Annotated in this window: 23 protein-coding genes and 1 tRNA gene; 7 read left to right on the top strand and 17 right to left on the bottom strand. The window is 70.2% G+C overall.

What is annotated here, in order from left to right; translation table 11 throughout:
- Nucleotides 1-34: 34 nt before the first annotated feature.
- From ACFXJ5_RS10425 to ACFXJ5_RS10400, 6 genes are all read right to left on the bottom strand, one after another.
- Nucleotides 35-107: transfer RNA gene (locus ACFXJ5_RS10425), tRNA-Ala, on the bottom strand.
- 74 nt (nucleotides 108-181) lie between these two features.
- On the bottom strand, nucleotides 182-835 hold the full coding sequence (locus ACFXJ5_RS10420; RefSeq protein WP_384630065.1) for a histidine phosphatase family protein: 654 nt from the start codon (nucleotides 833-835) through the stop codon (nucleotides 182-184).
- On the bottom strand, nucleotides 832-1,269 hold the full coding sequence (gene rsfS, locus ACFXJ5_RS10415) for a ribosome silencing factor (RefSeq protein WP_384630063.1): 438 nt from the start codon (nucleotides 1,267-1,269) through the stop codon (nucleotides 832-834). Before rsfS ends, ACFXJ5_RS10420 begins: the two co-directional genes overlap by 4 nt.
- Before the next feature lie 84 nt (nucleotides 1,270-1,353).
- Nucleotides 1,354-2,979, bottom strand: a complete 1,626-nt coding sequence (locus tag ACFXJ5_RS10410) for an LCP family protein (protein WP_384629693.1) — start codon at nucleotides 2,977-2,979, stop codon at nucleotides 1,354-1,356.
- Between the two features lie 17 nt (nucleotides 2,980-2,996).
- Nucleotides 2,997-3,599, bottom strand: coding sequence for a nicotinate-nucleotide adenylyltransferase (gene nadD / locus ACFXJ5_RS10405; protein ID WP_384629690.1), 603 nt, complete (start codon nucleotides 3,597-3,599; stop codon nucleotides 2,997-2,999).
- A gap of 42 nt (nucleotides 3,600-3,641) precedes the next feature.
- On the bottom strand, nucleotides 3,642-3,803 hold the full coding sequence (locus ACFXJ5_RS10400; RefSeq protein WP_384629687.1) for a hypothetical protein: 162 nt from the start codon (nucleotides 3,801-3,803) through the stop codon (nucleotides 3,642-3,644).
- A 93-nt stretch (nucleotides 3,804-3,896) separates the two neighbouring features.
- Here ACFXJ5_RS10400 and ACFXJ5_RS10395 point away from each other — a divergent pair, with 93 nt between their 5' ends.
- Nucleotides 3,897-4,973, top strand: a complete 1,077-nt coding sequence (locus ACFXJ5_RS10395) for a M48 family metallopeptidase (RefSeq protein WP_384629685.1) — start codon at nucleotides 3,897-3,899, stop codon at nucleotides 4,971-4,973.
- On the opposite strand, the gene ACFXJ5_RS10390 is transcribed toward ACFXJ5_RS10395, so the two are convergent.
- The 5 genes from ACFXJ5_RS10390 to proB form a co-directional block, all read right to left on the bottom strand.
- Nucleotides 4,900-6,036, bottom strand: coding sequence for an SCO2583 family membrane protein (locus tag ACFXJ5_RS10390; protein ID WP_384629683.1), 1,137 nt, complete (start codon nucleotides 6,034-6,036; stop codon nucleotides 4,900-4,902). The two genes, ACFXJ5_RS10395 and ACFXJ5_RS10390, sit on opposite strands and share 74 nt — an antisense overlap.
- Before the next feature lie 102 nt (nucleotides 6,037-6,138).
- Nucleotides 6,139-6,621 (bottom strand): SCO2584 family spore wall biosynthesis protein, encoded by a 483-nt coding sequence (locus ACFXJ5_RS10385; protein WP_384629680.1) that lies wholly within the window; start codon nucleotides 6,619-6,621, stop codon nucleotides 6,139-6,141.
- 64 nt (nucleotides 6,622-6,685) lie between these two features.
- Entirely contained in the window at nucleotides 6,686-7,999 is a 1,314-nt protein-coding gene (locus ACFXJ5_RS10380; RefSeq protein ID WP_384629677.1) for a glutamate-5-semialdehyde dehydrogenase, read from the bottom strand.
- 89 nt (nucleotides 8,000-8,088) lie between these two features.
- Entirely contained in the window at nucleotides 8,089-8,544 is a 456-nt protein-coding gene (locus ACFXJ5_RS10375; RefSeq protein ID WP_384629674.1) for a hypothetical protein, read from the bottom strand.
- A gap of 100 nt (nucleotides 8,545-8,644) precedes the next feature.
- Nucleotides 8,645-9,772 carry a glutamate 5-kinase gene (proB, locus tag ACFXJ5_RS10370; RefSeq protein ID WP_384629671.1) on the bottom strand — a complete coding sequence of 376 codons (1,128 nt, stop codon included), beginning with the start codon at nucleotides 9,770-9,772 and terminating at the stop codon, nucleotides 8,645-8,647.
- Nucleotides 9,773-9,963: 191 nt separating this feature from the next.
- On the opposite strand from proB, the gene ACFXJ5_RS10365 reads away from it, so the two are divergent.
- Complete coding sequence (locus ACFXJ5_RS10365; protein ID WP_384629668.1) at nucleotides 9,964-11,697, top strand: hypothetical protein; 1,734 nt, start codon at nucleotides 9,964-9,966, stop codon at nucleotides 11,695-11,697.
- A 10-nt stretch (nucleotides 11,698-11,707) separates the two neighbouring features.
- Here ACFXJ5_RS10365 and ACFXJ5_RS10360 read toward each other — a convergent pair whose 3' ends face one another.
- From ACFXJ5_RS10360 to ACFXJ5_RS10350, 3 genes are all read right to left on the bottom strand, one after another.
- Nucleotides 11,708-13,006, bottom strand: coding sequence for an alpha/beta hydrolase (locus ACFXJ5_RS10360; RefSeq protein ID WP_384629665.1), 1,299 nt, complete (start codon nucleotides 13,004-13,006; stop codon nucleotides 11,708-11,710).
- 153 nt (nucleotides 13,007-13,159) lie between these two features.
- A complete protein-coding gene (gene rfbC, locus ACFXJ5_RS10355; RefSeq protein WP_384629662.1) occupies nucleotides 13,160-13,756 on the bottom strand; it encodes a dTDP-4-dehydrorhamnose 3,5-epimerase in 597 nt (198 codons plus the stop codon).
- Nucleotides 13,757-13,769: 13 nt separating this feature from the next.
- Nucleotides 13,770-15,782: a glycosyltransferase family 2 protein gene (locus ACFXJ5_RS10350; RefSeq protein WP_384629659.1), complete on the bottom strand. Its 2,013-nt coding sequence runs from the start codon at nucleotides 15,780-15,782 to the stop codon at nucleotides 13,770-13,772.
- 184 nt (nucleotides 15,783-15,966) lie between these two features.
- Between ACFXJ5_RS10350 and ACFXJ5_RS10345 the strand changes: the two genes are divergently transcribed.
- From ACFXJ5_RS10345 to rfbD, 5 genes are all read left to right on the top strand, one after another.
- Entirely contained in the window at nucleotides 15,967-17,034 is a 1,068-nt protein-coding gene (locus ACFXJ5_RS10345; protein ID WP_384629658.1) for a glucose-1-phosphate thymidylyltransferase, read from the top strand.
- On the top strand, nucleotides 17,031-18,020 hold the full coding sequence (gene rfbB, locus ACFXJ5_RS10340; protein ID WP_127354705.1) for a dTDP-glucose 4,6-dehydratase: 990 nt from the start codon (nucleotides 17,031-17,033) through the stop codon (nucleotides 18,018-18,020). Before ACFXJ5_RS10345 ends, rfbB begins: the two co-directional genes overlap by 4 nt.
- Before the next feature lie 80 nt (nucleotides 18,021-18,100).
- A complete protein-coding gene (locus tag ACFXJ5_RS10335) occupies nucleotides 18,101-19,513 on the top strand; it encodes a VCBS repeat-containing protein (RefSeq protein WP_384629656.1) in 1,413 nt (470 codons plus the stop codon).
- A gap of 70 nt (nucleotides 19,514-19,583) precedes the next feature.
- Nucleotides 19,584-21,029 (top strand): FG-GAP-like repeat-containing protein, encoded by a 1,446-nt coding sequence (locus tag ACFXJ5_RS10330; RefSeq protein WP_384629653.1) that lies wholly within the window; start codon nucleotides 19,584-19,586, stop codon nucleotides 21,027-21,029.
- A gap of 101 nt (nucleotides 21,030-21,130) precedes the next feature.
- Complete coding sequence (rfbD, locus tag ACFXJ5_RS10325) at nucleotides 21,131-22,015, top strand: dTDP-4-dehydrorhamnose reductase (protein ID WP_384629650.1); 885 nt, start codon at nucleotides 21,131-21,133, stop codon at nucleotides 22,013-22,015.
- Nucleotides 22,016-22,017: 2 nt separating this feature from the next.
- Here rfbD and ACFXJ5_RS10320 read toward each other — a convergent pair whose 3' ends face one another.
- From ACFXJ5_RS10320 to ACFXJ5_RS10310, 3 genes are all read right to left on the bottom strand, one after another.
- Nucleotides 22,018-22,845: a hypothetical protein gene (locus tag ACFXJ5_RS10320; protein ID WP_384629649.1), complete on the bottom strand. Its 828-nt coding sequence runs from the start codon at nucleotides 22,843-22,845 to the stop codon at nucleotides 22,018-22,020.
- A gap of 94 nt (nucleotides 22,846-22,939) precedes the next feature.
- Complete coding sequence (locus ACFXJ5_RS10315; protein ID WP_384629647.1) at nucleotides 22,940-23,731, bottom strand: class I SAM-dependent methyltransferase; 792 nt, start codon at nucleotides 23,729-23,731, stop codon at nucleotides 22,940-22,942.
- Nucleotides 23,732-23,867: 136 nt separating this feature from the next.
- The gene (locus tag ACFXJ5_RS10310; RefSeq protein WP_384629644.1) at nucleotides 23,868-25,985 is read right to left on the bottom strand and encodes a hypothetical protein; all 2,118 of its coding nucleotides are present in this window, start codon (nucleotides 25,983-25,985) and stop codon (nucleotides 23,868-23,870) included.
- Between the last annotated feature and the right edge of the window lie 48 nt (nucleotides 25,986-26,033).

Genomic DNA, 26,033 nt, shown 5'->3' with positions numbered 1-26,033 from the left:
CGTTTTTTGCGGACTCGAGTCGGCCTCGGTCTTGTGGAGCTACGGGGATTCGAACCCCGGACCTCTTGCATGCCATGCAAGCGCTCTACCAACTGAGCTATAGCCCCGCTGTTCCCGGGCTTTCCGCCCTGCGAACGAGAAGAAGCTTAGCCGGTCAGAGCCCGATTCCCGAAATCGGGTCTCAGTCGTCGTCGCCCATGACGGGCTCGGGCAGCGAGCCCGCGTTGTGCTCCTGGAGACGCCAGCCGCGGGCGCCCTCGGAGAGGACGGACCAGCAGCAGTTGGACAGGCCGCCGAGCGATTCCCAGGTGAAGGGATCCAGGCCGAGCAGCCGCCCGATGGTGGTGCGGATGGCACCGCCGTGGCTGACCACGACGAGCGTGCCGCCGTCGGGCAGCTTGTCGGCGGCCTCGAGGACGACGGGGGCGGCGCGATCGGCGACCTCGGTCTCCAGCTCGCCGCCGCCGCGCCGGACGGGCTCGCCGCGCTTCCAGGCCGCGTACTCCTCGCCGAAGCGCTGAGTGATCTCCTGGTGCGTCAGGCCCTGCCAGACGCCCGCGTAGGTCTCCCGCAGGCCCTCGTAGTGCGCGACGTCCAGCTCGGTGAGGGCGGACAGCTCCGCGGCGGTGTCGGCGGCGCGACGCAGGTCGGAGGCGATGATCGCGTCCGGCTTGAGTGCGGCCAGCAGCCGGGCGGCCCGCCTGGCCTGGGCGAGGCCGACCTCGGTCAGGGGGATGTCGGTCGTGCCCTGGAAGCGGCCTTCGAGATTCCATGCGGTCTGGCCGTGCCGCCACAGCACGAGCCGGCGGCCGCGGCCGTGAGTATTCCCGTTCAGCTCAGGTCTCCGTCCTCGTCGACGGCCGCGAGCGACCGCGCGTGCTCATCGGCCTTGCCGCGGGTCGCCACCGCGTCCTTGGGCAGCTCGATCTCGGGGCAGTCCTTCCACAGGCGCTCCAGCGCGTAGAAGATCCGCTCCTCGGAGTGCTGCACGTGAACGACGATGTCGATGTAGTCGAGCAGCACCCAGCGGCTGTCACGGTCGCCCTCGCGGCGGACCGGCTTGGCGCCCAGCTCCTTGAGCAGCCGCTCCTCGACCTCGTCGACGATGGCCTTCACCTGGCGGTCGTTGGGCGCCGAGGCCACCAGGAACGCGTCCGTGATGGAGAGGACGTCGCTGACGTCGTAGGCGATGATGTCGTGCGCGAGCTTGTCGGCGGCCGCTTGGGCGGCGGCCTTGATGAGCTCGATGGAGCGGTCCGTGGCGGTCACAGGTGAGGCTTTCCGGTCGGGGACGTATGTCTCCAGGGTCTCACGGACCACGGACAGTCCCCGACCGGTTTGAATCACCCCAGGTCAGCTCAGAGGCTTGTAGTCCTTCCCCAGGACGACCGTGATGTCCGCGTTGGACGCGCCCTTGCCCTTCGTGACCAGCTTGGTGGACAGACCGAGGGTCTTGGCGACGTCCTGCGCGTCCGACTTCTTGGCGTCGTCGGTGTAGACGACCTGCGAGACCGCCTGAGTCGTGCCGGTCCCGGCGTCAACGTAGGTGTAGCCCGCGTTGACCACGGCCGCCTGCGCCTGCGTGGTGTTGGTCGTGGCGCCGGTGGCGTTCTTGACGCTGATCCGCAGGACCCCGTCGGTGCTGCTGTTGGTCACCGTGCCGCCGAGCACGTCCTTGACCACGCTCTGCGTCGCCGAGGCGCTGAGCGTGCCGTCGGACTGCACCGGCAGCGTCGCCGTGGAGTACGCGCCGGTCTTGGCCTGCTCGGCCAGCGCGGCCAGGCTCGCGCCCAGCTCGTTCTCCTTCAGCGAGGGGTCGGGGATGGCGTTCAGCGTCTGGATGGTCTTGACGCCCAGGCTGGTGCTGCTCGGGAACTTCTTCAGCATGCCCTGGATGACCTGCCCGAAGCGGATGAGCTGCTTGGCCTGCGGCTCGCCCGGCCCCCGGTAGGTGGCGTAAGCGACGGCCGCCTTGCCGTTGAGTTCCTGGGCCTTGCCGGGCGTGACGAGGGTCTTGCCCTGGGACTTCACGGTGGTGTCGGTGTCCACGAGGATGTCGCCGAGGGAGTCGACGAGCAGCTCCAGATACGGGGTGTCGAGCCGCCAGGTGCCCGCGATCTTGGTGCCGAGGAGGGTGTCGAGGCCGTCCCGGGTGGGGGTGGCGCCGTCGTCCACGACGGACTTGCCGAGGGTGGTCGTCGTGTCGCTGTCGGTGTTGATGGCAAGGGAGTTGGGCAGCAGGACGGTCGTGCCGTGCTTGGTGGTCGAGTTGCTGACCAGCAGCGCGGTCGAGGTCTGGTCGCTGTCGAGCGGGCGCAGGTGAAGCACGATCACATCGCGCTTCTGGGCGCCGGTCGCCGTCGTCGCCGTGGTGGCGGTGCCGCCGAGTCCGGGGATCCGGCCGGTCTTCCAGAGGTAGCCGACGCCGCCGACCGCCACGAGAGCGACCGCCACGATCAGACCGACCACCCGGTGGCGGCCACGCCGCTTGCGCTCGTCGCGCCGCTCCACCCGGGACTCGGTGAACTTCAGCCAGTCGATGACCTCTTCGGACTCCTCGTCGTCCTCGTCGACGAAGGCGAACTGCTCGGTCCGGTAGTCGCGTTCGGCGGCCGGCTCCTCCCGGAGAGGCCTCTCGAAGTACGACTGCTGCGGCTGAGCCTGCTGCGGCTGCGGCGGCGGCTGCTGTTCGTACGGCTGCTGGTACTGCTCGTACTGCGGCTGCTGCGGGATGTACCCCTGCTGGTACTGCTGCTGTTCCTGCGGCGGGTAGTACGGCTCCGCGTAGCCCTGCTGCTGCGGCTGCTGTGGCGGCTGCGCGTACGGGTCGTATCCGTCGCCGTAGGCGGGGTACTGCTCCTGCGGCTGCTGTCCGTACGCGTCCGGCGACTGGGAGTACCGGGGGTAAGGGTCCTGGGGGTCCTGGGGGTACGGCTCCTGTCCCTCGGCGTACTGCCAACGGGGGTGTGCGTCGTTCACGTGGACCCCTCCACCGATTACCTGTACAGCTTGCGTTTGTCGATATAGCGCACGACCCCGTCCGGCACGAGGTACCAGACCGGCTCCCCCTTGGCCACCCGCCCGCGGCAGTCCGTCGAGGAGATCGCCAGCGCGGGGATCTCGACCAGGGAGACCCCGCCCTCCGGGAAGCCCGGGTCGGCCAGCGTGTGCCCGGGGCGGGTCACGCCGATGAAGTGCGCAAGGGAGAACAGCTCCTCGGCGTCGCGCCAGGAGAAGATCTGGTTGAGGGCGTCGGCACCCGTGATGAAGAAGAGGTCCGCCTCGCCGTGCTGGGCGGCCAGATCCCGGAGCGTGTCGATGGTGTACGTACGCCCCGGACGGTCGATGTCGCTGCGGCTCACCGAGAACTGCGGGTTCGAGGCGGTAGCGATCACCGTCATCAGATACCGGTCCTCGGCGGGCGACACCTTCTGGTCGGTCTTCTGCCACGGTTGGCCGGTCGGCACGAAGACCACCTCGTCGAGGTGGAACAGACTGGCGACCTCACTCGCCGCGACAAGGTGACCGTGATGGATGGGGTCGAAAGTGCCACCCATCACGCCGAGCCGCTTCTTCACCGGCGGTTCCTGCTCTCCCATGCGGCCTGAGCCTACTTGCACTTGCTGAGGCCGCTACCCGGATCAGCGGTCCCGGTTGAAACGCGTAGTGATCCAGAGCAGGAGAAGCAGGACGAACAGGGCGCCGCCGCCGGTGAGGACCGGGCTGAGGCTCTCATGGTTCGAGCTGCCGTTCGAACTTTCGGCGAGGGTGTTCAGGGCGGCGGCTGCGACGTATGAAGTCATGGACGACATCGTACGGGCGACGCGGAAGGAACTTCGCGTCGGCTTCGCGCGTCCTCACTGTGTACCGATTGGCAATCAGGGGGTCTGGCCAATATGTCCGAGTCGAACAATCTGCCGGGGCGCAATCGCCGCCGCTTTCCCGGTATCTCCTCGCGTGCGTACGAGCACCCGGCCGACCGCTCGGCGCTCGTGGCGCTGCGCAAGCTCAGCGGTTTCGACACGGTTTTCAAGGCGCTCAGCGGCCTGCTCCCCGAGCGCAGCCTGCGGCTGCTCTTCCTGTCGGACTCCGTCAGGGTGAGCGACGCGCAGTTCACCCATCTCAACGACATGTTGCGGGACGCCTGCTACATCCTGGACCTGGAGAAGGTCCCGGCGATGTACGTGACGCAGGACCCGCAGCCCAATGCGATGTGTATCGGGCTCGACGAGCCGCTCATCGTCGTCACCACCGGCCTGGTGGAGCTCCTGGACGAGGAGGAGATGCGGGCCGTGGTCGGCCACGAGGTGGGGCACGCCCTGTCCGGCCACTCGGTCTACCGCACGATTCTGCTGTTCCTGACCACGCTGGCACTGCGGGTGGCGTGGATCCCGCTGGGCGGCCTCGCGATCATGGCGATCATCACGGCCCTGCGCGAGTGGTTCCGCAAGTCCGAGCTGTCGGCGGACCGCGCCGGGCTGCTGGTCGGCCAGGATCTGCGGGCCTCGATGCGCGGTCTGATGAAGATCGCCGGCGGCAATCATCTGCACGAGATGAACGTGGACGCGTTCCTGAAGCAGGCCGAGGAGTACGAGGCCTCGGGCGACCTGCGCGACTCCGTGCTCAAGATCCTGAACGTGCTGCCGCGTACCCACCCCTTCACCACCGTGCGGGCGGCCGAGCTGAAGAAGTGGGAGGCCAGCCGCGACTACCAGCGGATCATGGACGGCCACTACGCCCGGCGCGCCGAGGACAAGGACACCTCGGTCTCGGACGCCTGGAAGGAGTCGGCGAACCACTACGCCGGGACGGTGAAGACCAGCAAGGACCCGCTGATGCGGCTGATCAACGACATCTCGTCCGGCGCCGGGGACCTCGGCGGGAAGCTTCGCGACAAGTTCACCGGGACGCCGGGGTCGCCGACCCAGAACCCGCCGCAGGACTCGCCGCCGTCCGAGTCGCCTGAGGACTGACCGAGGCCGAGGCCGAGGCCTCCGGGGCCAGCACACCGCACACCGAGGTCAGCTGGTGATCGTGGTTGAAGGGGTCGGTCCCGGTCCGGGCCGGCGCCTGCTGGCCGGCCAGCAGCGGCTGGAAGTAGCCCACCGACGGTGTCGTGCAGGACTGCGGACCGGCCTCGGTCGAGGACTGGACCAGCTCGACGTGCCGGTCGCGCAGGTCGTCGCGGTCGAAGCGGAAGCGCAGCTCGCGCCGGACGGTGAAGAGCGAGGCCGTGCTCGCCGCGCCGGTGGCGTCGCGAACCGCGTACACCAGAGTGTGGTCGGTGACGACCTCCAGCAGGTCGTCGCTGACCTCGCTCGCGACCATGCTGCCCTGCACCCGCACCTCCTCGTCGGCGAGCTTGATCCGGGTGGGGTCGAAGCGCACCAGCCAGCCCGTCGCCGCCTGCCGGCCGTCATCGGCGGGCCGCTCCAGGCTGCGGTCGAACTGGGCGAGCTGCCCGGGGGCGAGCAGCGACCGGACGGTGCGGACATCGCCGCCGGTGAGCGCTCCGGGGTCTATCGCCGAGGCGACCAGGTAGTCCTTCGCACTGGTCAGCGCCTGCATGACCTGGTCCTCGGTGAAATGCCCTGTGCGGTGGGCGGCCGGCAGGGTGACGCCTACGGCGCCGATCCGGTAGTCGGCGGCCGGGGACCCCGCGAAGGGCTGCGCCTGGTCCGCGGCGGGAACCACCCCGGTGGGGGCGAGCGGGATCAGGGTGATCCGGAGCTGGTCGGCGGCGGGCGTGACCGGCTGCTGGTACGGATTGCGAATGCCCAGGTAGATGGCGGTGCCGAAGGCCATCGCGATCAGCAGGACCAGGATCAGGGCCTGCCGGGGAGCGCCGCCACGGGACCAGATGCGGCGGATGCGCACGGCCCGGGCGGTGCCGTCGAGCCGCTCGCGGGCCGAGTACTCCTGTATCCGGGCAGCGCGAACGAACGATTCGTCGAAGACGACGGATCGGTATTCGTCGTCCCCACCTCCCGGAACGCCTTCGGGGTTCCCCGCAGGTGGGTCTCCAGGACCGGCCATACCACAAGCGTAGGTCTCTCAGACCACTTATAAACGCCCTGGTACGAGACAACTTTGGTCGAATGGCAGTGCGTTGGTCAGTGGGTTTGCTCGCGCACCGGCTCAGCGCGTGGGGCTGACGGCCACCGGCGCAGTCGGCGGGGCCCCGATGTGGCCCGTGGGGGACGGCTGGATGGTGGCCGGCTGACGGCCGCCGCCCGCGCCCCGGTAGACCGCTGCGAACGTCAGTGCGACCACGCCGATGCCCATGAGGACGGCCAGCACCCAGGCGACCGTACGGTGCCAGCGGGTGTGTCCCCGGTAGGGACTGCGCTGGGCGTACAGCTCCTCGTACTCGGCGTCCTCGGGGTCGAGCTCGCCGTCGTCGTGGCCGTAGGGGGATTCCAGCGGATCCCATTCGCCCGGCTCGTCCTCGACGCCGCCGACGCGGGCCCGGGCCGCCATGCGTTCCTTGTGGCTGGGCTCGTGGAAGGCGGCGGACTGTATGAAGGCCTCATCGAGCACCACGGACGCGAACTCGTCGTCCGCGCCACCGTGGTCGTCACCGTCCGGGAACGGACGGCCTGGCCCCACATCGTCCGGCACCCGTCCAGAATAGGGCCCGGAACGTCGCTTTGGGCAGGGAAATCGGCTGAGAATACGCTGCGAATCAGCTGCGGATGTGGCCGTCGCCGGTCACGATGAACTTCGTGGAGGTCAGCTCCGGCAGGCCCATCGGACCGCGCGCGTGGAGTTTCTGCGTGGAGATGCCGATCTCCGCGCCGAAGCCGAACTGACCGCCGTCGGTGAAGCGGGTCGAGGCGTTCACGGCCACCGCCGCCGAGTCCACCAACTGGGTGAATCGACGGGCCGCGGGCTGGGAGCTCGTCACGATCGCCTCGGTGTGACCCGAGGACCACAGCCGGATGTGCGCCACTGCCGCGTCCAGCGAGTGCACGACCGCCGCCGCGATGTCGTAGGACAGGTACTCGGTCTCCCAGTCGTCGGTCGTGGCGGCCACGACCTTCGCCTTCGTCCCGGACTTCTCGGCCAGCGCGAGGACCCGCTCGTCGCCGTGCACGGTCACCCCGGCCTCGGCCAGGGCGTCCAGCGCGCGCGGCAGGAAGGCGTCGGCGATGTCCTGGTGGACCAGCAGCGTCTCGGCGGCGTTGCACACGCTGGGGCGCTGCGCCTTGGAGTTGATCAGCACCTCGATCGCCATGTCGAGGTCGGCCTGGGCGTCGACGTACACATGGCAGTTGCCGGTGCCCGTCTCGATCACCGGCACCGTCGACTGCTCGACGACCGTCCTGATCAGCGACGCGCCGCCGCGCGGGATCAGTACGTCCACCAGGCCGCGGGCGCGCATCAGCTCGTGCACGGACTCCCGGCTCTCCCCCGGCACCAGCTGCACCGCGTCCGCCGGCAGGCCCGCCCCGCCGACCGCGTCCCGCAGGACGGTGACCAGGGCGTGGTTGGAGTTGTACGCGGAGGAGGAGCCGCGCAGCAGCACCGCGTTGCCCGACTTCAGGCAGAGCGCGGCGGCGTCGACGGTGACATTGGGGCGGGCCTCGTAGATGATCCCGACCACGCCGAGCGGCACCCGCACCTGGCGCAGGTCAAGACCGTTCGGCAGCGTCGACCCCCGCACGACCTCGCCCACCGGGTCCGGCAGCCCTGCGACGTCCCGTACGTCGTTGGCGATCGCCCGCACCCGCTCCGGCGTGAGCGTCAGCCGGTCGACGACCGTCTCGCTGGTGCCCGCCTCGCGGGCCCGTGCGATGTCCTCGGCGTTGGCGGCGACGATTTCCCTCGTACGGACGACCAGCGCGTCCGCGATCGCCAGCAGCGCGTCGTCCTTCGGGGACCGCGGCATCGGCGCCAGGTCCGCGGCGGCCGAGCGAGCGCGGTAGGCGGCGCGCAGGACCGGGGACTCCGGCCACGGGGACGGCAGGGACGAGGCGAGATCGTGGCTGCTGCTCATGCCCTTCAGAGTACGGCCGCGGACGGTGCCCCCGGTGCGGCTTTCCACCGGCTGAGACCGGCCGGCACCGGCAGGGGCCCTGTGCCGGGTCAGTAGGGGTGGACGCCGACGGGGGTGGCGGGGGCGGGGCCGTAGCCCTCGGCGATGCGGTGGTGGTAGGTCTCGCGGTCGATGACCTCGAGGCCGACGATCTCCCAGGGCGGCAGATTGGCCGTGGAGCGGTGCTCGCCCCACAGGCGCAGGGCGATGGCGGCCGCGTCGTGCAGGTCGCGGGCCTCCTCCCAGTACCGGATCTCCGCGTGGTCGCCGGCGTAGCGGCTGGTCAGGAGGAAGGGATGGTCGTGGGCGAGCTGCTCCAGCGCCCGCCGGACCTCCGACAGCGGGGCCTCGGCGCCGGAGACGCTGAGGGTGACGTGCCACAGGCGGGGCTGCGGCCGTGACTGCGGCACCGGCTCCGTGGCGGCGGCAGCACCGGTCCCGTCGACGCTGACGAGTGTGCGCTCCGCCGTCCCCCGGGGCGGTACCCCTGGACGCCCTCGTCTCACCGGTGGCCTCCCTGTCGGCGCTTTCGTCCTCGCATCAAAGTTGACCAGTACGAGGGCGGCCGCGGGGCGGTTTTCACCAAGTAACCACGGATGGGCGCCGTCAGGAGTGCAGGAGTACGAGGTCGTCGCGGTGTACGACCTCACGTTCGTACGCCGGGCCGAGTTCGCGGGCGAGATCGTGCGTGGAGCGGCCGAGCAGCCGCGGCAGCTCGGCCGCGTCGAAGTTGACCAGGCCGCGCGCGACGGCGTGGCCGGCCTCGTCGCGCAGCTCGACGGGGTCGCCGGCGGCGAACTGGCCCTCGATGCTCGCGATTCCGGCGGGCAGCAGGGACTTGCGCCCCTTCACGACGGCCTGGACGGCGCCGTCGTCGAGGATGAGCGCGCCGAGCGGGGTCGAGGCGTGGGCGAGCCACAGCAGCCGGTCCGCGGAGCGCTTGCCGGTGCGGTGGAAGAGGGTGCCGGTGGGGCGCCCGACGAGGGCGTCGGCGGCGTGGGTGGCGGAGGTGAGGACGACGGGGATGCCGGCCCCGGTGGCGATCCGGGCGGCCTCGACCTTGGTGACCATGCCGCCGGTGCCGACGCCGGCCTTGCCGCTGCTGCCGATGGAGATGCCGTCCAGGTCCTCGGGCCCCGCGACCTCGTCGATGCGCGAGGCGCCGGGGTTGCTGGGGTCACCGTCGTACAGTCCGTCCACGTCCGACAGCAGCACCAGCAGGTCGGCCCGGACGAGGTGGGCGACCAGGGCGGCCAGCCGGTCGTTGTCGCCGAAGCGGATCTCGTCGGTGGCGACGGTGTCGTTCTCGTTGACGATCGGCAGCGCGCCCATGGCGAGAAGCTGGTCGAGGGTGCGGTACGCGTTCCGGTAGTGCGAGCGGCGGCTGACGTCGTCGGAGGTGAGCAGCACCTGGCCGACCCGTACGCCGTGGCGCGCGAACGACGCGGTGTAGCGGGCGACCAGCAGCCCCTGGCCGACGCTGGCGGCGGCCTGCTGGCGGGCCAGGTCACGGGGGCGCCTGGTGAGGCCGAGCGGGGCGAGCCCGGCGGCGATGGCGCCGGAGGAGACCAGGACTATGTCCTTCGCGCCGTTCCCCCGCACCTTGGCGAGAACGTCCACGAGCGCGTCGACCCGGTCCGCGTCCAGCCCCCCGGCCGCGGTGGTCAACGACGACGAACCGACCTTGACCACGATCCTGTGGGCCCCGACCACGTCCTGCCTCACGCCTGCCACGTGCGTCCCTTCCTGGCTCCGTCCTCGCAATCTACGCGAGGACGATGTCCGGCCGCGTATGCGTATCGGTGGGCGGACGGCAGCGCCGCAGCGCCGGAAAAATCGGCTGACGACACGGATAAGATGACGAGCTCGCACTACCGGAGCACCCTTCATCTGATCACGACTCGCCCGCCCGAGGTGGACCCCGCATGAACAAGACGGCCGGCACCGCCGCCGCTGTCCCCGAGGCCGCACCGGTCCCCTCGGAAGCGCCAACGCCGACTGTGCCCGCGGCGCTGCACCGCGCGATCACGCTGCTCGCCGTCATCAGCCTGTTCATCGGCACGCGCAACGACTGGTCCACCGCGATCGCCACACGACCGGCGATCGGCGGGGCCATCACGCTCGGCTACGCCGCAATCCTGATCCTCGGCATCCTCGCCCTCGTCGTGCGCCGCCGCCGCGCTCTGGTGCTGGTCGACGCGGGGGTGCTGCTGCTCGGCATCATGCTGGCCCTGTGCTCGTACGCCCTCAGCAACGGACTCAACGACGAGACGGTGCTGATGACCCAGGCCACGCACGAGCTGGTGCACGGGCATCTGGTGTACGGGCAGGAATGGCCGTGGGTCTTCGAGCGCAGCCACGTCGGGGTGACGAAGACGATGTCCGGCGGCGCCGACTACTCCTTCGCGTACCCGCCGCTGACGGTCCTGCTCAACGCCCCCGCCTACGTGCTGATCGGCGCCAAGGCCATCACTCTCGTTCCGACGCTCCTGCTGATCATCGGCGCCGTGGCGCTCTGGGTGATGCTGCCCACGCCGTGGCGGTCCGCCGCGACGGCGGTCTGCCTCGGTTTCCCCATGCTGAAGATGTACGCCGCCATGGGCTACCCGGCCATCCCGGCGCTCGTCCTGCTCATCCCGGTCGTGGTCCGCTGGCCCTCGATCGGTGCCGGGGGGCGGCTCAGCCGCTCGGACATCGCGCGTGCCGTCTGCCTCGGGGCCGCCTGCGCGACCCAGCAACTGCCCTGGTTCCTCACGCCGTTCCTGCTGGCCGGGGTGTACGCGGTACGGCGCGGCGAACTCCCGGCGCGGACCGCGCTCGCCGTGGTCGCGCGCTTCACCGGGATCGCGGCGGTCGTGGCGCTCGCCGCCAACGCGTACTTCGTCATCCAGAGCCCGCGGGCCTGGCTGACGGGCCTGGCGCTGCCGTTCACCCAGCACGGGGTGCTGCACGGCCAGGGCATCATGGGCCTCTCGTACTACTTCACCAACGGCAGCAGCCGGCTGGACTTCTACTCGTACGGCAGCATGCTGCTGGCCGTCGGGCTGCTCGTGCTGTTCGTTCTCTTCGTACGGCGGCTGGGGCCGGCCGCCACCGTTCTGCCGTGGTGTGCGTTCTACCTGGCCACGCGGTCGCAGGACGGCTACTACCTGATGATGACCCCGCTGTGGATCGCGGCCGCCGCCACCGCCCCCGGCTCCGCCTTCGCCTCGGCCTGGCAGCCCCGGCTGCCGCTGGGCCGGCTGTCGCAGCCCCGGCGGCGGGCGGCCCGCGCGGCCCTGGCGGCGGCGGTGCTGGCTCCCGCCGCCGCCTGCGTGGCGATCGCCGCCGCGAGCGCGCCGCCGTTGCGGCTGGCGATCGGCACCGTGGGGGCTGCCGGCGGCGGTATCAGCACGCTCACCGTGCAGGCGACGAACAACGGTGACACCGCCCTCACCCCGAACTTCGCGACGAGCACCGGCGAGGGCACCTCTGCCTACTGGACCGTCCGCAGCGGCCCGTCCGTGCTGGCCCCGCACCAGTCGGCGCGCTACGTCCTGGTGCCCGCCAACGGGCGCTTCCCCATCCCGAACCGGACCCACCTGCGGGTACGGCTGAGGGCCTTCACGGACCGGCCGCAGACGCTGAGCAGCGCGGACATCCACGTACCGAAGCGGTAGCGGCAGTCCCTCACTTGCCCGGTCCGGCAGTCGTCGCCGGGTCGGTGCCCGCGGCCCTTACGGTGCTGCGGCCCGGCTTGGGGTGGACCGCGGCCACCGTGCCCTTCGTGTGGTGGGGCCGCGGCACGACGTCCTGGGGGAAGGTCAGCTGCTGGTTCATCCACTTCAGGGCGGCGGGCATCTCCCGCACCCAGGTCGGGAAGTTGTGGCTGCCGTTGGCGGGCAGTATCGACACGACGCGCATGGGCGCCCTGACGGCCTTGACGAAGGCCATGGTCTGCGCGTAGCCCCGCTCGCCGTGCTTGCTGTTGGCGACCAGGACCGAGACCTGGGGCGCGGGCAGGTGCTTGAGACGCCACATGAGGTCGTGCCCGTTGACACGGCCGACGCGGCCGGGACCGGAGCCGAAGAGGTTGCCGGTGGTGGGATCGTCCTTGACCTTGTAGTCCGGCGACAGGGCGGCGGCCACGGTGTAGACACGGGGGTTGCGCATCGTCAGTTGCAGGGCGCAGCTGCCGCCGGAGGAGTAGCCCATCACGCCCCAGGCGCTGGCGTCGTGGCCGACCCGGTAGACGGACTTGAGGGCCTCCGGGAGGTCCTTGGCCAGGAAGGTCTCGGTCTGCGGTCCGCCCGGGACGTCGACGCACTCGGTGTCGCGCGGCGGGGCGACGGTCGGCCGGATCATGACCATGATCGTCGGCTGCATCTGACCGCTCTTCTGCAGCGCTCCGGCGGTCTGCGAGACCCGCAGGTACTGCGCGAGGTTGAAGATGCTGCCCGGGTAGCCGCTGAGCGCGACGATCACCGGGAAGCGTTGCCGGTGGTACGCCTTCTGGAAGTACTGCGGCGGCAGGTAGACGAACGCCGGGTCGACCACACCCGTACGGCGGCCGATGACCCGTATCGACTCCACCCGGCCGTTCTCGGCGGCGGGGCCGGTGGGCAGGCCGCTGACCCGGCTCAGCTGCTCATCGCCGGCGGGCTGTATCAGCGACCCCTTGACGCTGCCGACGCTGCCGTACACCGTGCCGTTGCCGTTCAGGTCGGCCGCGCCCGTCACGCCGACGGGCGCGGTGTCGACATTGCCGAAGAGCTCGTTCCAGGAACCGAAGAACTGGTACGACGAGTTCACCGCACACGCGAAGGCGGCGACGATCGTCACCTGGGTCACCCCGATGGCCGCCAGCCGCCCGAGCACCTGGTGCAACCCCGGCCTGGCCAGCCGTGGCCACAGCCATACCAGTAGCGCCACACAGACCGCTGCCAGTGCCGCCGTCACATACACCGTTGTCCCGCTGGTCAAACCCATGCCACTCGGCCACTCTTCCCGTGTCTGCGCTGTTCCTTCGCACAGGAGGAGGACTGCAGAGAGTTCCGCGTTCCCTCGTGAGCGCCCTATGGGTCAACGACTTGGGCCCTTCCTGGTTTCCCAGGAAGGGCCCGTCAGACGCATGAGCGGGTGTCACACGCGGCGCAGTCGGCTCCGGTACTCGACGCAGTCCTCGTACGCGGGGAGCAGGCCCTGAGCCTCTGCCTCGGCCAGGGTGGGTGCCTGCTCGTCCTTCGGGGACAGCAGCGGCTCGATGCCGGCCGGCCAGTCGATGGCGAGGTCGGGGTCGAGCGGGTGGATGCCGTGCTCGCGCCCGGGGGCATAGCCCTCGGAGCAGAGGTAGACCACGGTGGCGTCGTCGGTCAGGGCGAAGAAGGCGTGGCCGAGGCCCTCCGACAGGTAGACGGCGTGGTGGGTCTCGTCGTCGAGGCGAACGGCCTCCCACTGCTTGTACGTCGGCGAACCGACCCGGATGTCGACGATGACGTCGATGACCGCGCCGCGCACACACTTGACGTACTTGGCCTGGCTCGGCGGCACGTCGGCGAAGTGGATGCCCCGCAGGGTGCCCCGCTTGGAGACCGAGCAGTTCGCCTGGGCCAGGGTGAGGTCCTGGCCGGTCGCCTCACGGAACTCGGCGCCGCGGAACCACTCGTGGAAGCTGCCGCGGTCGTCGGGGAAGACCTTCGGCTCCAGTACCCAAGCGCCTTCGATGCCCAGTGGTCGCATTTCTCTGAGTCCTTTACTTCTTCAGGGCGCGGCGCAGCTTGCCGACCGCGCCGCGCAGGGCGGACCGCTGCCCCGGCTGGGGGGCGGGCTTGCCCCGCTCGGGGCCCTTGGCGGCCAGGTCCTCGGCAGCGGCCGCGACGGGCTTGACCACGATGGCGCCGCCGTCCCCGGGGACCTGAAGCGCCAGCGGGAGCGCCACGGACTTCGGTTTGCCGGCCGACGGCAGGGTCAGCTCCAGCCGCCACTGGGCTCCGGTGAGCTCGCCGAGCGGGAGGTCTGCGGTCAGTTCGGCTCCGCCGGCCGGGCGGTCGGTGAGCACCGCGGGCACGGCCACCGTGCGCTTCGCCTCGACGTCCGTCAGCTTCAGGGCGACCTCGCTCCTGGCCTGCACGTGCAGCGGCAGGGGGGCGGTGAGCCGGGCGGGGTCCTGCGTGACGGTGACATCGGCGGGGGTCAGCCCGGCGAACTCGTACGCGATCCGGTTGGTCTTCTGGCCGACGTCCAGCGAGAGGTTGCCGTGCGGGTCGGTCCAGTACGGGAGAACCAGCTGCTCAGGGGAGCCGAGCAGGGCGGCGCCGCGTCCGTGGCGGGCCTGGTCGGTGCGTACGGAACCGAGGCGGGTCTCCTTGGTCCAGCCGCAGGAGCTGATCCGGATCAGGACGTCCCAGATGCCGGCGCCCAGTTCCGCGCCGTTCGCCGCGGTCAGCGGGTCGACCTGTGCGGTGGCGCGCAGGACCTGCCGGAAGAAGGCGTCACGGCCCTCGACGGCGACCTTGTCACGGGTCAGCTCGACGGGCTGGAAGAACTCCGCGGCCGTCTCGCGGTCACGGACGACGAGGTCCGCCTTGGACCTGCCCAGCGGCGCGGAGGTGTCCGCGCCCAGCAGGGCGATGGCGTCCAGACTGGACTGCGGTAGCGGCGGGGCGAGCAGGTCCTTGTCACCGTCGTTACGGAAGGTGATCGGTTCGCCACCGGACCGGTACTCGGCGGTGAAACCTATCTTCAACCGGCCGTTCTCCCACCCGAGGCTCTCCAGGGTGCCGGACGGCTTGATCCCGGACTCCCACTGGGCGAATTCCTCGAGGTCGCCGAGACGGTTGGCGGCGATCAGTCCGGCGACGATCTGCTGGGTCGGCTGCATGCCCGCGGCGACGCCCGGGCCGAAGCGCTCGACGACCACCTTGTGGATCTCGTCGAAGAGCTCCTGGCGGTAGTCGGCGGGCAGCTTCAGCAGCCGCTGGCCGCGCATCCGCTCGACCATCTCGTTGCGCAGCCAGCGCCGGAAGAGGCGGTCGCGCAGGGGGCCGGGCTCGGTGAGCTTCTCGACGACGTCCAGGGCCTCGCGGAGGTTCTTGAAGTAGCCGACCGGGTCGAAGCGCTGGAAGCCGGCGTTGGAGGCGTCGTCCCGCTTGACGTGGTAGTAGCAGAGGTAGTCGCTGAGCACGGCGACGTTCTCGGCCCGCAGATACGCCTCGGTGACGAAGACGTGGTCCTCCAGGCGGCGGCGCCCCTCCATGTACCGGAGGTTGTGCCGGTCCAGGAATTCCTTGCGGAACATCTTGTGCGGGGTGAGGCTGTCGATCAGCGGGGCGTTCTCGACATTGGCGTGCGGGCGGTTCTTGCGGAACAGCTCCAGCGGGACGGGACGGCCCTTGCCGGCCATCTTGCCGACGATCACGTCGGCTTTGTTCTCGACCCCGTAGTTGTACATCCGCTCGAGAGCTTCGTCGCCGAGCCAGTCGTCGTTGTCGACGAACTGGATGTACTCGCCCTTGGCGGCCGCGATGCCGGTGTTCCGGGGCTTGCCGGACCAGCCCGACGCCTCCTGGTGGATGACGTGCATGTGCGGGTGTTCGGCGGCCATCCGGTCCAGGAGCGCAGGTGTCTCGTCGGTGGAGCCGTCGTTGACGAAGATCGCCTCGTACTCGTCGTCGGGCAGGCTCTGACGCAGCAGCGAGGCGATGCAGTCCTCGATGTACTTGCCCGGGTTGTAGACCGGGATCACCACGCTCACCTTGACGGGCATGTGTCTTCTTTCTGCGCTCCGGACATTCGTCCGGGCCAGGCTAACGGGTGAACGCGAGGCCCGTACCCCCGCCGAAGGGCAGCCGGGACACGAATCGATGACAAACTCTCCGCGATGGTTTGCCGAACTGTGACAGAACACACGGCACGTCGCTTGACGAGAAGCGCCCGTTAAGATGCCTGCCATGAAGGCTCTCGTACTCTCCGGTGGCTCGGGCACCCGCCTGCGTCCGATAACCCATACGTCGGCGAAGCAACTGGTCCCCGTGGCCAACAAGCCCGTGCTGTTCTACGGGCTGGAGGCGATCGCCGACGCCGGCATCACCGAGGTCGGAATCATCGTCGGCGACACCGCGGAGGAGATCCGGGAAGCCGTTGGGGACGGCTCCAAACTCGGGATCAATGTCACATACATCCCGCAGGAGAAGCCGCTCGGTCTGGCCCACGCGGTCCTGATCGCTCAGGACTTCCTCGGTGACGACGACTTCGTGATGTATCTGGGTGACAACTTCATCGTCGGCGGCATCACCGGCCTGGTGGAGGAGTTCCGCTCGGAGCACCCCGACGCGCAGATCCTGCTCACCCGGGTGCCCAACCCGACCTCCTTCGGCGTCGCCGAGCTCGACGCGAGCGGCCGCGTCAAGGGGCTGGAGGAGAAGCCGAAGGAGCCCAAGAGCGACCTCGCGCTGGTCGGCGTGTATCTGTTCACGCCCGCCATCCACAAGGCCGTCCGCAGCATCAAGCCCTCCTGGCGCGGCGAGCTGGAAATCACCCACGCCATCCAGTGGCTGATCGACCAGCAGCAGGACGTCCGCTCGACGACCATCTCCGGCTACTGGAAGGACACCGGGAACGTCGCCGACATGCTGGAAGTGAACCGTTCGGTCCTGGAGACGGTCGAGCCCAGCATCGAGGGCACCGTCGACGAGGCCAGCGAGATCATCGGCCGCGTGCGGATCGACGCCGGCGCCGAGGTCCGCGGATCGCGGATCGTCGGACCGGCCATCATCGGCCCCGGTTCGGTGATCAGCGACTCGTACATCGGCCCGTTCACCTCGGTCTCCGAGGGCTGCCGGATCGACGACAGCGAGGTCGAGTACTCCATCGTCCTGCGCGAGTCCTCCATCAGCGGCGTGCGCCGGGTCGAGGCCTCACTCATCGGCCGCAACGTCGAGGTCACCCCCGCGCCCCGCAATCCCGCAGCCCACCGTCTCGTCCTCGGCGACCACAGCAAGGTGCAGATCTCTTCATGACGACCAAGATTCTGGTGACCGGCGGCGCCGGCTTCATCGGCTCGCACTACGTCCGTACCCTCCTCGGCCCCCAGGGTCCGGGCGATGTGGCGATAACCGTGCTGGACAAGCTCACCTACGCGGGCAACCCGGCCAACCTCGACGAGGTGCGCGACCACCCGGGCTTCGGCTTCGTGCAGGGCGACATCTGCGACCCCGAGCTGGTCGGGAAGCTGATGGCCGAGCACGACCAGGTGGTGCACTTCGCCGCCGAGTCGCACGTGGACCGTTCCATCGACGGCGGCGCCGAGTTCGTCCGTACGAACGTGGTCGGCACGCACACCCTGATCGACGGCGCCCACCGGGCCGGCATCAAGACCTTCGTGCACATCTCCACCGACGAGGTCTACGGCTCCATCGACGAGGGCTCCTGGCCGGAGACCCACCCGCTGCAGCCCAACTCGCCCTACTCCTCGGCCAAGGCGTCCAGCGACCTGATCGCACTGTCGTACCACCGCACGCACGGCCTCGACGTGCGGGTGACCCGCTGCTCCAACAACTACGGGCACCACCACTTCCCCGAGAAGGTCATCCCGCTGTTCATCAGCAACCTGCTGGACGGCAAGAAGGTCCCGCTGTACGGCGACGGCGGCAACGTCCGCGACTGGCTGCACATCGACGACCACGTCCAGGGCATCGACCTGGTCCGCACAAAGGGCCGGGCCGGCGAGGTCTACAACATCGGCGGCGGCACCGAGCTGTCCAACAAGGAGCTCACCGGGCTGCTGCTGGAAGCCTGCGGCGCCGACTGGGACACCAGCGTCGAGTACGTCACGGACCGCAAGGGCCACGACCGCCGCTACTCGGTGGACTGCACCAAGATCCGCACCGAGCTGGGCTACGAGCCCCGCAAGGACTTCGCGACCGGCCTCGCCGAGACCGTCGCCTGGTACCGCGACAACCGCGACTGGTGGGAGCCGCTCAAGGAGCGCGCGGCACTCAGCTGACGAAAGCTGCTCTACGTACAACCCTCTCGGGCAGTGGCTGGTCCTGTTCACCGTAACGCCACCGAAGAGAGGGTTGCCGTATGTCTGCCCGAGTCCGATCCCGCTGGACGATGACGGCGCTGACGGCGGTGACCGCGGCGGGGGCCCTGATCGCTTGCGGCACCGGCTCCACCGCCAAGGCCGCCACATCCGGCGCCGGCACCGTCAGGGCTTCCGTACAGGAGGACTTCAACGGCGACGGCTATGCCGACCTCGTGGTCGGCGCCCCCAGAGGGACGGTCGGCGGACTCACCGACGCCGGGTACGTGACGGTGATGTACGGCTCCGCCCACGGACTGTCCGCCTCGCACCGCACCGTGATCAGCCGCGCGACGCAGGGGATCCCGGGAGACCCCCAGGAGGGCTTGGGCTTCGGCTATGCCGTGTCCAAGGGCGACTTGGACGAAGACGGATACGCCGACCTCGTCATCAGCAGCCTGGGCGAGGACAGTTCGGTGATCGTCTGGGGCGGCAAGGGCGGGCTGTCCGGAGGCACCGCGATCCCCCACTACCGCTCGCTCTCCCGGACCGGCGACTTCAACGGCGACAGCCACACCGACCTGGCGCTCTTCCAGACCACCCACACCGGGCACGACGATCCGTCAGGCACCGACACGGTCGTCTGGTACGGCCCGGTCTCCCGGGCCGGAAAGCCCGCTTCGACCTCCACCTTCGGCGCCTCCTCCACCCGCCTCGACGAAGTGCAATCGGCCGCGAGCGGGGATGTCAACGGCGACGGCTACGCCGACCTGGCACTGGCCGACTACACCGGTGAAGGCGGCACGGGAACCGAGCTCTACTACGGCAGTGCCTCCGGTCTGCGGACCACCTCCGACAGGGACATCCCCTACGCCGACACCGCCACGCTGGGTGATGTGAACCACGACGGCTACGACGACTTCATCGCCGGGGACGCCACCAACGCCTACGTGATCGTCGGATACGGCTCGGCGGCCGGCCTCCCCACCGGATCCGCCTGGACGAGGATCACCCGCAGCACCGCCGGGGTTCCCGGGAAGAGGTCCGACGACGGCTTCGGTACCTCCCTGTCCGTGGGCGATGTGAACGGCGACGGCATCGACGATGTCGCGGTGGGCGCTCCCGGGAGCCAGGTCGACGGCAAGGCGGACGCGGGTGACGTCGTCCTGCTGCGTGGCAGCAAATCCGGACTCACCGGCAGGAACGCCCAGTCGTTCAGCCAGAACACCAGCGGTGTCCCCGGCACCGCCGAGGCGAACGACCAGTTCGGCAGCCAGGTCCAGCTGCTCGACATCAACGGCAACGGCCGCGCCGACCTCGCCGCCGCCGCCCTGCGGGAGAACAGCTGGAACGGCGCCGTATGGGTGCTGCGCGGCACGAAGACCGGGCTCACCTCCGACGCCGCCTTCGCCTTTGGCGGGAAGACGATCCGCGCCCCCTACGCCAAGGCATGGTTCGGCTTCACGCTCGGGTGACGTGGGCGAGGGCCCAGGGAGGCCGGCGCCTCACCGTTCACCGGAAAGTCACCGAGGGAAGGGCTGTCGTATGTCCGACCGCGTCCGCTCAGCACTCACGGCACTGGTCACCGCCGGCGGACTCGTCGCCCTCTTCGCCTGCGGCACCGGCTCCCCCGCCAAGGCCGCGTCCTCCGGGGCCGGTACGCACAAGGTCTCCGTCAACGCGGACTTCAACGGCGACGGCTACGCGGACCTCGCCGTCGGGGCCCCGTACGCCACCGTCGACGGGCGGAACGAGGCCGGGTACGTAGCCGTCATGTACGGCTCCGCGCACGGGCTGTCCGCCTCGCACCGTACGATCATCAGCCCGGCCACGCCCGGGGTGCACGGGGGCCCCAGGATCGGCGGCCTGTTCGGTATGGAGCTGGCCAAGGGCGACCTGGACGGCGACGGCTACGCCGACCTCGTCATCGGCAGGGCTCCGAATTCCGGGATGGTTGTCGTGTGGGGCGGCAAGCAGGGCCTGTCGTCGCCGACCGGGCTTCCGCACCCCGAAACGCTGTCCGCGCTGGGTGACTTCAACGGCGACGGTCACCTCGACATGGCGCTTTTCGCCACCGCCCATTCCCTGGACGACGGCCCGTCCGGCACGACCGAGACCGTCTGGTACGGGCCGGTCTCCCGGACCGCGAAGCCCACGGCGACCTCGACGCTCGCCACCCCCTCGGACCCCATCTACCAGGTGGACGCGGCCGCCACCGGCGACGTGAACCACGACGGGCGCGCGGACCTGGCCGTCACCGCGGGCACCGGCAGCGGCCCGGCGCAGTTCCGCGTCGACGTCTACCTCGGCAGTGCGGCGGGGCTCCGGCCGGCCCCCGACCGGCACGTCCCGCAGGGCGGCGCAGTGGCCCTCGGCGACGTCAACGGCGACGGCTACGCCGACCTCGTCGCCGGGGCCGCCTGGAAGCAGCAGCTCGTCATCGGCTACGGCTCGGCCGCCGGAATCTCACCCGCCTCCCGCTGGACGACAATTACCCAGAGCACGTCCGGCGTGCCCGGCGCCCGTACGGCCAACGGCTTCGGCGCCTCGGTGGCCGTGGGCGACGTCACAGGCGACGGCCGAGATGACATCGCCGTGGGCGCCCCCGGGGAACGGGTGGGCAAGGCAGCGAACTCAGGCGCCGTCATCCTGCTGCGAGGCCGCCGCGGCCAGGTCACCGGCTCCGGCGCTCAGGAGCTCACCCAGGACACACCGGGCGTGCCCGGCACCGCCGAACAGCACGACTACTTCGGGGACTCCTTCGGGGGCACCGTCCAGTTGCTCGACGTGAACGCCAACGGCTACGCCGACCTCGCCGTCTCCTCGTCCAAGGATCTCGCCGACTCATCGTCCAGGAACGCCGGGCAGGGCACCGTCTGGCTGCTGCGCGGCCGCCCCTCCGGACTGACCTCCGACGCGGCCATCGCCTTCGGCGGCAAGACGATCGGCGCGCCCTACAAGGGTGGCCACTTCGGCATCGCCCTCGGATGACCGGAGCGGGCCGCACCGCGGCGGAAGGCGGCCTGGGCCTGCGGTAGCGTCAAAGGGTCCAGGGCGGCGAGCCGACGTACGGAACAAGGATCAGGAAACGCATGAGCAGCAGCTGGTTGATCACCGGAGCGGGCGGGATGCTCGGCCAGGACCTCTTGGCGCGCCTCGCCTTCGACGGCGACAAGGCGGTGGGCCTGCAGCGAGCGGGCCTCGACATCACCGACCCGGACGCCGTGCTCGACGCGGTCGAAGCCCACCGCCCGGCGGTCGTGGTCAACTGCGCCGCCTGGACCGCCGTGGACGACGCGGAGGCCCGCGAGGCCGACGCCCTGCGGATCAACGGCGACGGTGCCCGGCACCTCGCCGAAGCCTGCGCCAAGTCCGGCGCCAAGCTGCTCCAGGTCTCCACGGACTACGTCTTCGCGGGCGACGGCACCTCGCCGTACGCCGAGGACGCCCCCACCGCCCCGCGCAGCGCGTACGGCCGCACCAAGCTGGCCGGCGAGCAGGCGGTGCTGTCCGCGCTCCCCGGCGCGGGGTATGTGGTGCGCACGGCGTGGCTGTACGGCGCGGGCGGCGGCAATTTCGTCCGTACGATGATCAAGCTGGAGGGCGTCAAGGACACCCTCGACGTGGTCGACGACCAGCGCGGCCAGCCCACCTGGACGGTCGACCTCGCCGACCGGCTGGTCCGGCTCGGGCGGTCGGCGCTGGCGGGTGACGCCCCGGCCGGGATCTACCACGGCACCAGTGGCGGCGAGACCACCTGGTTCGGCTTCACTCGGGAGATCTTCCAGCTGCTCGGCGCGGACCCGGAGCGGGTCCGCCCGACGACCAGTGACGCCTTCGTCCGCCCGGCCCCCCGCCCGGCGTACAGCGTCCTCGGCCACGACCGCTGGCGGGCCGCCGGCGTCGAGCCGATCCGCGACTGGCGCGAGGCGCTGCACGAGGCCTTCCCGGCGCTGCTGGCGGCCGAGCGGGGCTAGGCCTACCGCGTGGTGTTCCGGCGCCGCCGCACCACCACCAGGGCCCCGGTGCCCACGGCCAGGGCGGCGCCTCCGGTCATGGCGAGGGCGGGCAGAGCGGACGGGGAACCGGTGTCGGCGAGGGCACTGCTCGACGCGGTCTGCGTGCCGGTGCCGGACGTCGTGGACGGAGAGGCCGAAGGGGAGGCCGACGAACTGGCCGACCCGGACGGCGCCGGGCTGGCGGACGCCGTCGGGGACGCGGCCGTCAGGTTGATGTCGCCCTGGTCACCGTCGGAGGTGCCGCAGGTGCCGTCGCCGTTGTCCCACTTCCCGTAGACCATGACGAGCGCTCCCCCGGCCGGTGCGTCAGCCGAGGCCCGGACGCGTACCGGCACCTGCGTGGTGGCACCCGGCACGACGGTCACGTAGGTGAAGGGGCTGCCGGGGTCCCTCGACACCGTGATCTCCTTCCACCGGCCGCTGTCCGGGTCCTGGAACTGCAGGTCGAAGTCGGAGAGTTCGTCCCTGTCGTACGGGCTGAGCGAGATCGACGGTGCGGCATCGTCGATGGTGTGCGTGCCCCTGTTGTGCACCAGGACGGTGAACCGCCCCCAGTCGCCGCCCGCGGTCACCTCGACCGGAAGACCGCTCAGGGACACGTCCAGGCTGTCGTCGTCGATCACTGTGCACGTGGTCGGCGTGGGGGACGCCGACGCGGACGACGTGGACGAGGACGGCGTCGGCGAGGCCGAGGTGTCGTCGGCGGCAGCGGCCGTCGCCGGCAGCATCGTGACCGACGCCAGCGCCCCGGTGGCGACGGCGGATCTGAGAACCGTAAGAGCGTGCACGAAGTCTCCCCGAAACGGACGTGGTTGGCCGGAACTGTTGTGTGTTCGACCAACCCCGCACCCTTTTGGTTGCCCGCATGTCACCGGGACTTCATCACTCGGTCAGGGACTCGATCCGGCGGCGGAGCGCGGCGAACGCGGAGCGCGGCCGGCGCACGTTGCGGGCCCGGGACAGGGCGGGCCAGAAGTCGGCGCCGAGGATCGCCTCCGGCGCCACCGCGGTCTTGCGGGTCAGCACCTCGTCGGGCACGTCCTGGGGATCGGGGACGACGTACTCCGTCAGGAGGCTGTCGTACTGATCACGCAGCACGGTGCTGTCCGGGTCGGCGCCGAAGACCAGCACCACGCCGGTCGGGGAGGTGTCCACGGGGACGACGAGCAGGTCCGGGCGGTGCTGCCGCAGGACGGTGGCCACCTTGTAGACGTCACCGGTCCAGGCGTCGGTGTGCCGGTCGCGGGCGGCCTCGTCGACGCTACGGGGCAGCATGTCGTCCAGGACGATCACGCTGGACCAGCGGGAGCGCTCCTCGACGTTCATGAAGTCGCGCAGCGCGTACTCGAAGAGGTGCATGCCGTCGATGAACGACAACTCCAGGACCGGGTCGCCGAACCACGCCAGCGGGTCCTTGCGGGCGAACGCACGGAAGGGATTGCGGCCGGGGCGCAGGTGCAGCAGCGGGTCCTTGCGGGCGAAGAAGTCGTCGCTGGTGGCCTTGACGAGGTGGACGTCGCAGCTGAGGTCCGTGACGACCTTGAAGGCCGGATCCACGGCGACCGAGGCCACCCGGGACAATGCCAGGCTCCGGCCGTCATTGACTCCGATTTCAAGGTAATTGCGCGGTTTGTACACGTGATGCAGCTGACGCAGGAAGTCGTGACGGTGCACTGACGAGCCCCTTCTCCGGAAATCCACGATGATTCCCGCGCTTGTGCCCACCCACGCCTGTTCGAAACGTTTTTTCTTCGCTGAGAAATGGAGATGCCGGGCCGCCCGCGTGGGCGACCCGGCATCGCGCCGTGCGTCAGACCGCTTCGGTGGAGGTCTCGGCCTCGGCGTCGGCCTCCGACCCCGTCTCCACGTTCATGTCGGTGTCGGCGCCGGGCTGCTCCTCGCCCACCAGCAGTTGACGGGCCAGGCGGGCCTCCGCCCTGGCTGCGAGGTCCTGTACGGCAGTGTTGAAGCGCACCAGCGACGTGGGCTCGTCCGGGCCCAGGAGGTACTCCTTGAGGTCCTTACGGGCCAGGGTCAGCGGGTCCTCGGCGGGATCGGTGACCGCGGTGACGAGTTCGCCGATCCGCTTGGCCTTGTTGTCGAGGATCAGCGCGGCCCGGGCGGCGGTGTTCTGCCGCTTGAACTCCGTCTCGCCGAGCCCCGCGGAGTCGGTGATGGCGTACGGCTTGCCGGTGGCGATGAAGTCGGAGACCACGCTGGAGATGTCCGAGACCATCGCGTCCGAGACGTTGAAGCAGTCGTACAGATGCGGCATCGGGCCGCTGACGACCTTGTGCTCCCAGGTGCCGAAGGACCGCCAGTACGCGGCGTTCCACGCGTCGCGCAGCCGGGCCGCCTCGGCGACCCGCTCGTGATCGGCCGCGGCGTCACGCGAGGCCTCCGCGTCGTCGGTGATCTCCTTGCTCGTGTCGCCGAATTCGGCCAGCGCGGCCTCGATACGGACCAGCTCGGCCCGGGCCTCGGCCTGCTCGGAGGCGCCTGCGGCGGCCTGAGCGGCGAACCGCGGGTCGGCGGCGCGCTTGGCGGCGGCCTTGTCCATCAGGGCGACGATGCGCTCGTGCGCCCGCTTGGCCTTCGGGCTGACCGTGCCGGTGAAGGGGTGCGGCTTGTAGAGCACCCGGACCGGCTGCTCGGCCTCGACCAGCCGGCGCACGATGCTCTCGCCGGCCAGGATCACCGACGTGTTGCCCGGGTCGTCGGTCCAGCCCTCCCAGGTGGGCGCGTAGAGCACGGTCGGGATGCATCCGTCCGGGACGCTCCCGGTCCAGGGCCGGATGCGGGCCAGCTGGGGGCGGCCGACCTCGACGATGTCCTCGTCGCGTACACCGACATCGGCCAGCGCGTAGCGGTCACGGCCGGCCTTGCCGGCCGTCCACACCTCGTCGTACGCCTTGCTGAACGGGTTGACGCTGGCGAGCTTGTCGCTGTCTCCGTGGCCGACGAAGACGTGCTTGGCGCCGGGCTCGCGGAGCATGTGGATGTTCTTGCCGACGTTCGCGGGGTAGAGGGCGACCCGGATCGTCGACAGATCCATGTTCATCAGGTGTACCGCGCTGGGCACGCACAGCACCGGCACCGCGGTGTCGGCGAGCTGCGGCAGGATGAAGCGCTCGCGAAGGATGACCAACGGACGCCCGTCGAGGTCGGCCATGGTCTCCAGCCACATGTTGACCTGGTACGCCGAGTCCGGGGAGCCGGAGAAGTACAGCACCGTGGTGGGCTGGTAGGAGCGCAGCCAGCGGTCCATGAAGGCCAGCGCCTTGTCGGTGCCGACGGGCAGCCGCTTGGGGCTCAGGTACGGCATCAGGGCCAGCACGTAGAGCGCACCCAGCCCGAACGTGACGGCGCCGCCCGCGACGCCGTACACGGCCTTCCCGGTCCCGACCGAGACCAGCAGCCCGACCACGGCAGCGAGGTCCAGGTGCAACATCTTCTCCGCGGCACGGTTGGTGAGACGGACGGACGGTGCGTCCGGGATGGACAGCCCGGTCAGGTCGATGTTGCGGGTGGCGAAGGGCAGCCTGCGGCGGTTGCGGATCAGCGTGAGCAGAACGCTGTGCGGGGCCTGGAGTGCGTAGAAGAGCAGGAAGGCGGTGATCGCCACGTAGGAGACCACGTGGTCCGCCGGCACGGACCGGGCCAGGAAGAGAATGACCATCAGCTCGCGGGCGAGGAACCGGATCGACACGCCGGCGCGGGCCTTGCTCAGCCGTGTGAGGAGGTAGACCTTCCGCTGGTTCAGATACCAGTCGGCGAGGTAGCTCACGGCGAGCGCCACGACGAAGAGCGGCAGGCTCGGGAGCAGGGCGGCGAGCACCATGCTCGGGTAGCTCAGCGCCATGAGCAGCGCGGCGGCCAGTTCTGAGCGGTTGCCCACCCGGGCCAGCCGGACGGCGGTCGATATCACGGGAGGCTTACTCCTGGGATTTGGTGAAGCTGGTCTCATTTACGGCGG

Source organism: Streptomyces sp. NPDC059373 (assembly GCF_042751495.1).
In the GTDB taxonomy this organism is placed as follows: domain Bacteria; phylum Actinomycetota; class Actinomycetes; order Streptomycetales; family Streptomycetaceae; genus Actinacidiphila.
The sequence above is the reverse complement of the archived record's forward strand: the minus strand, read 5'-3'. Positions and strand labels throughout refer to the sequence as shown.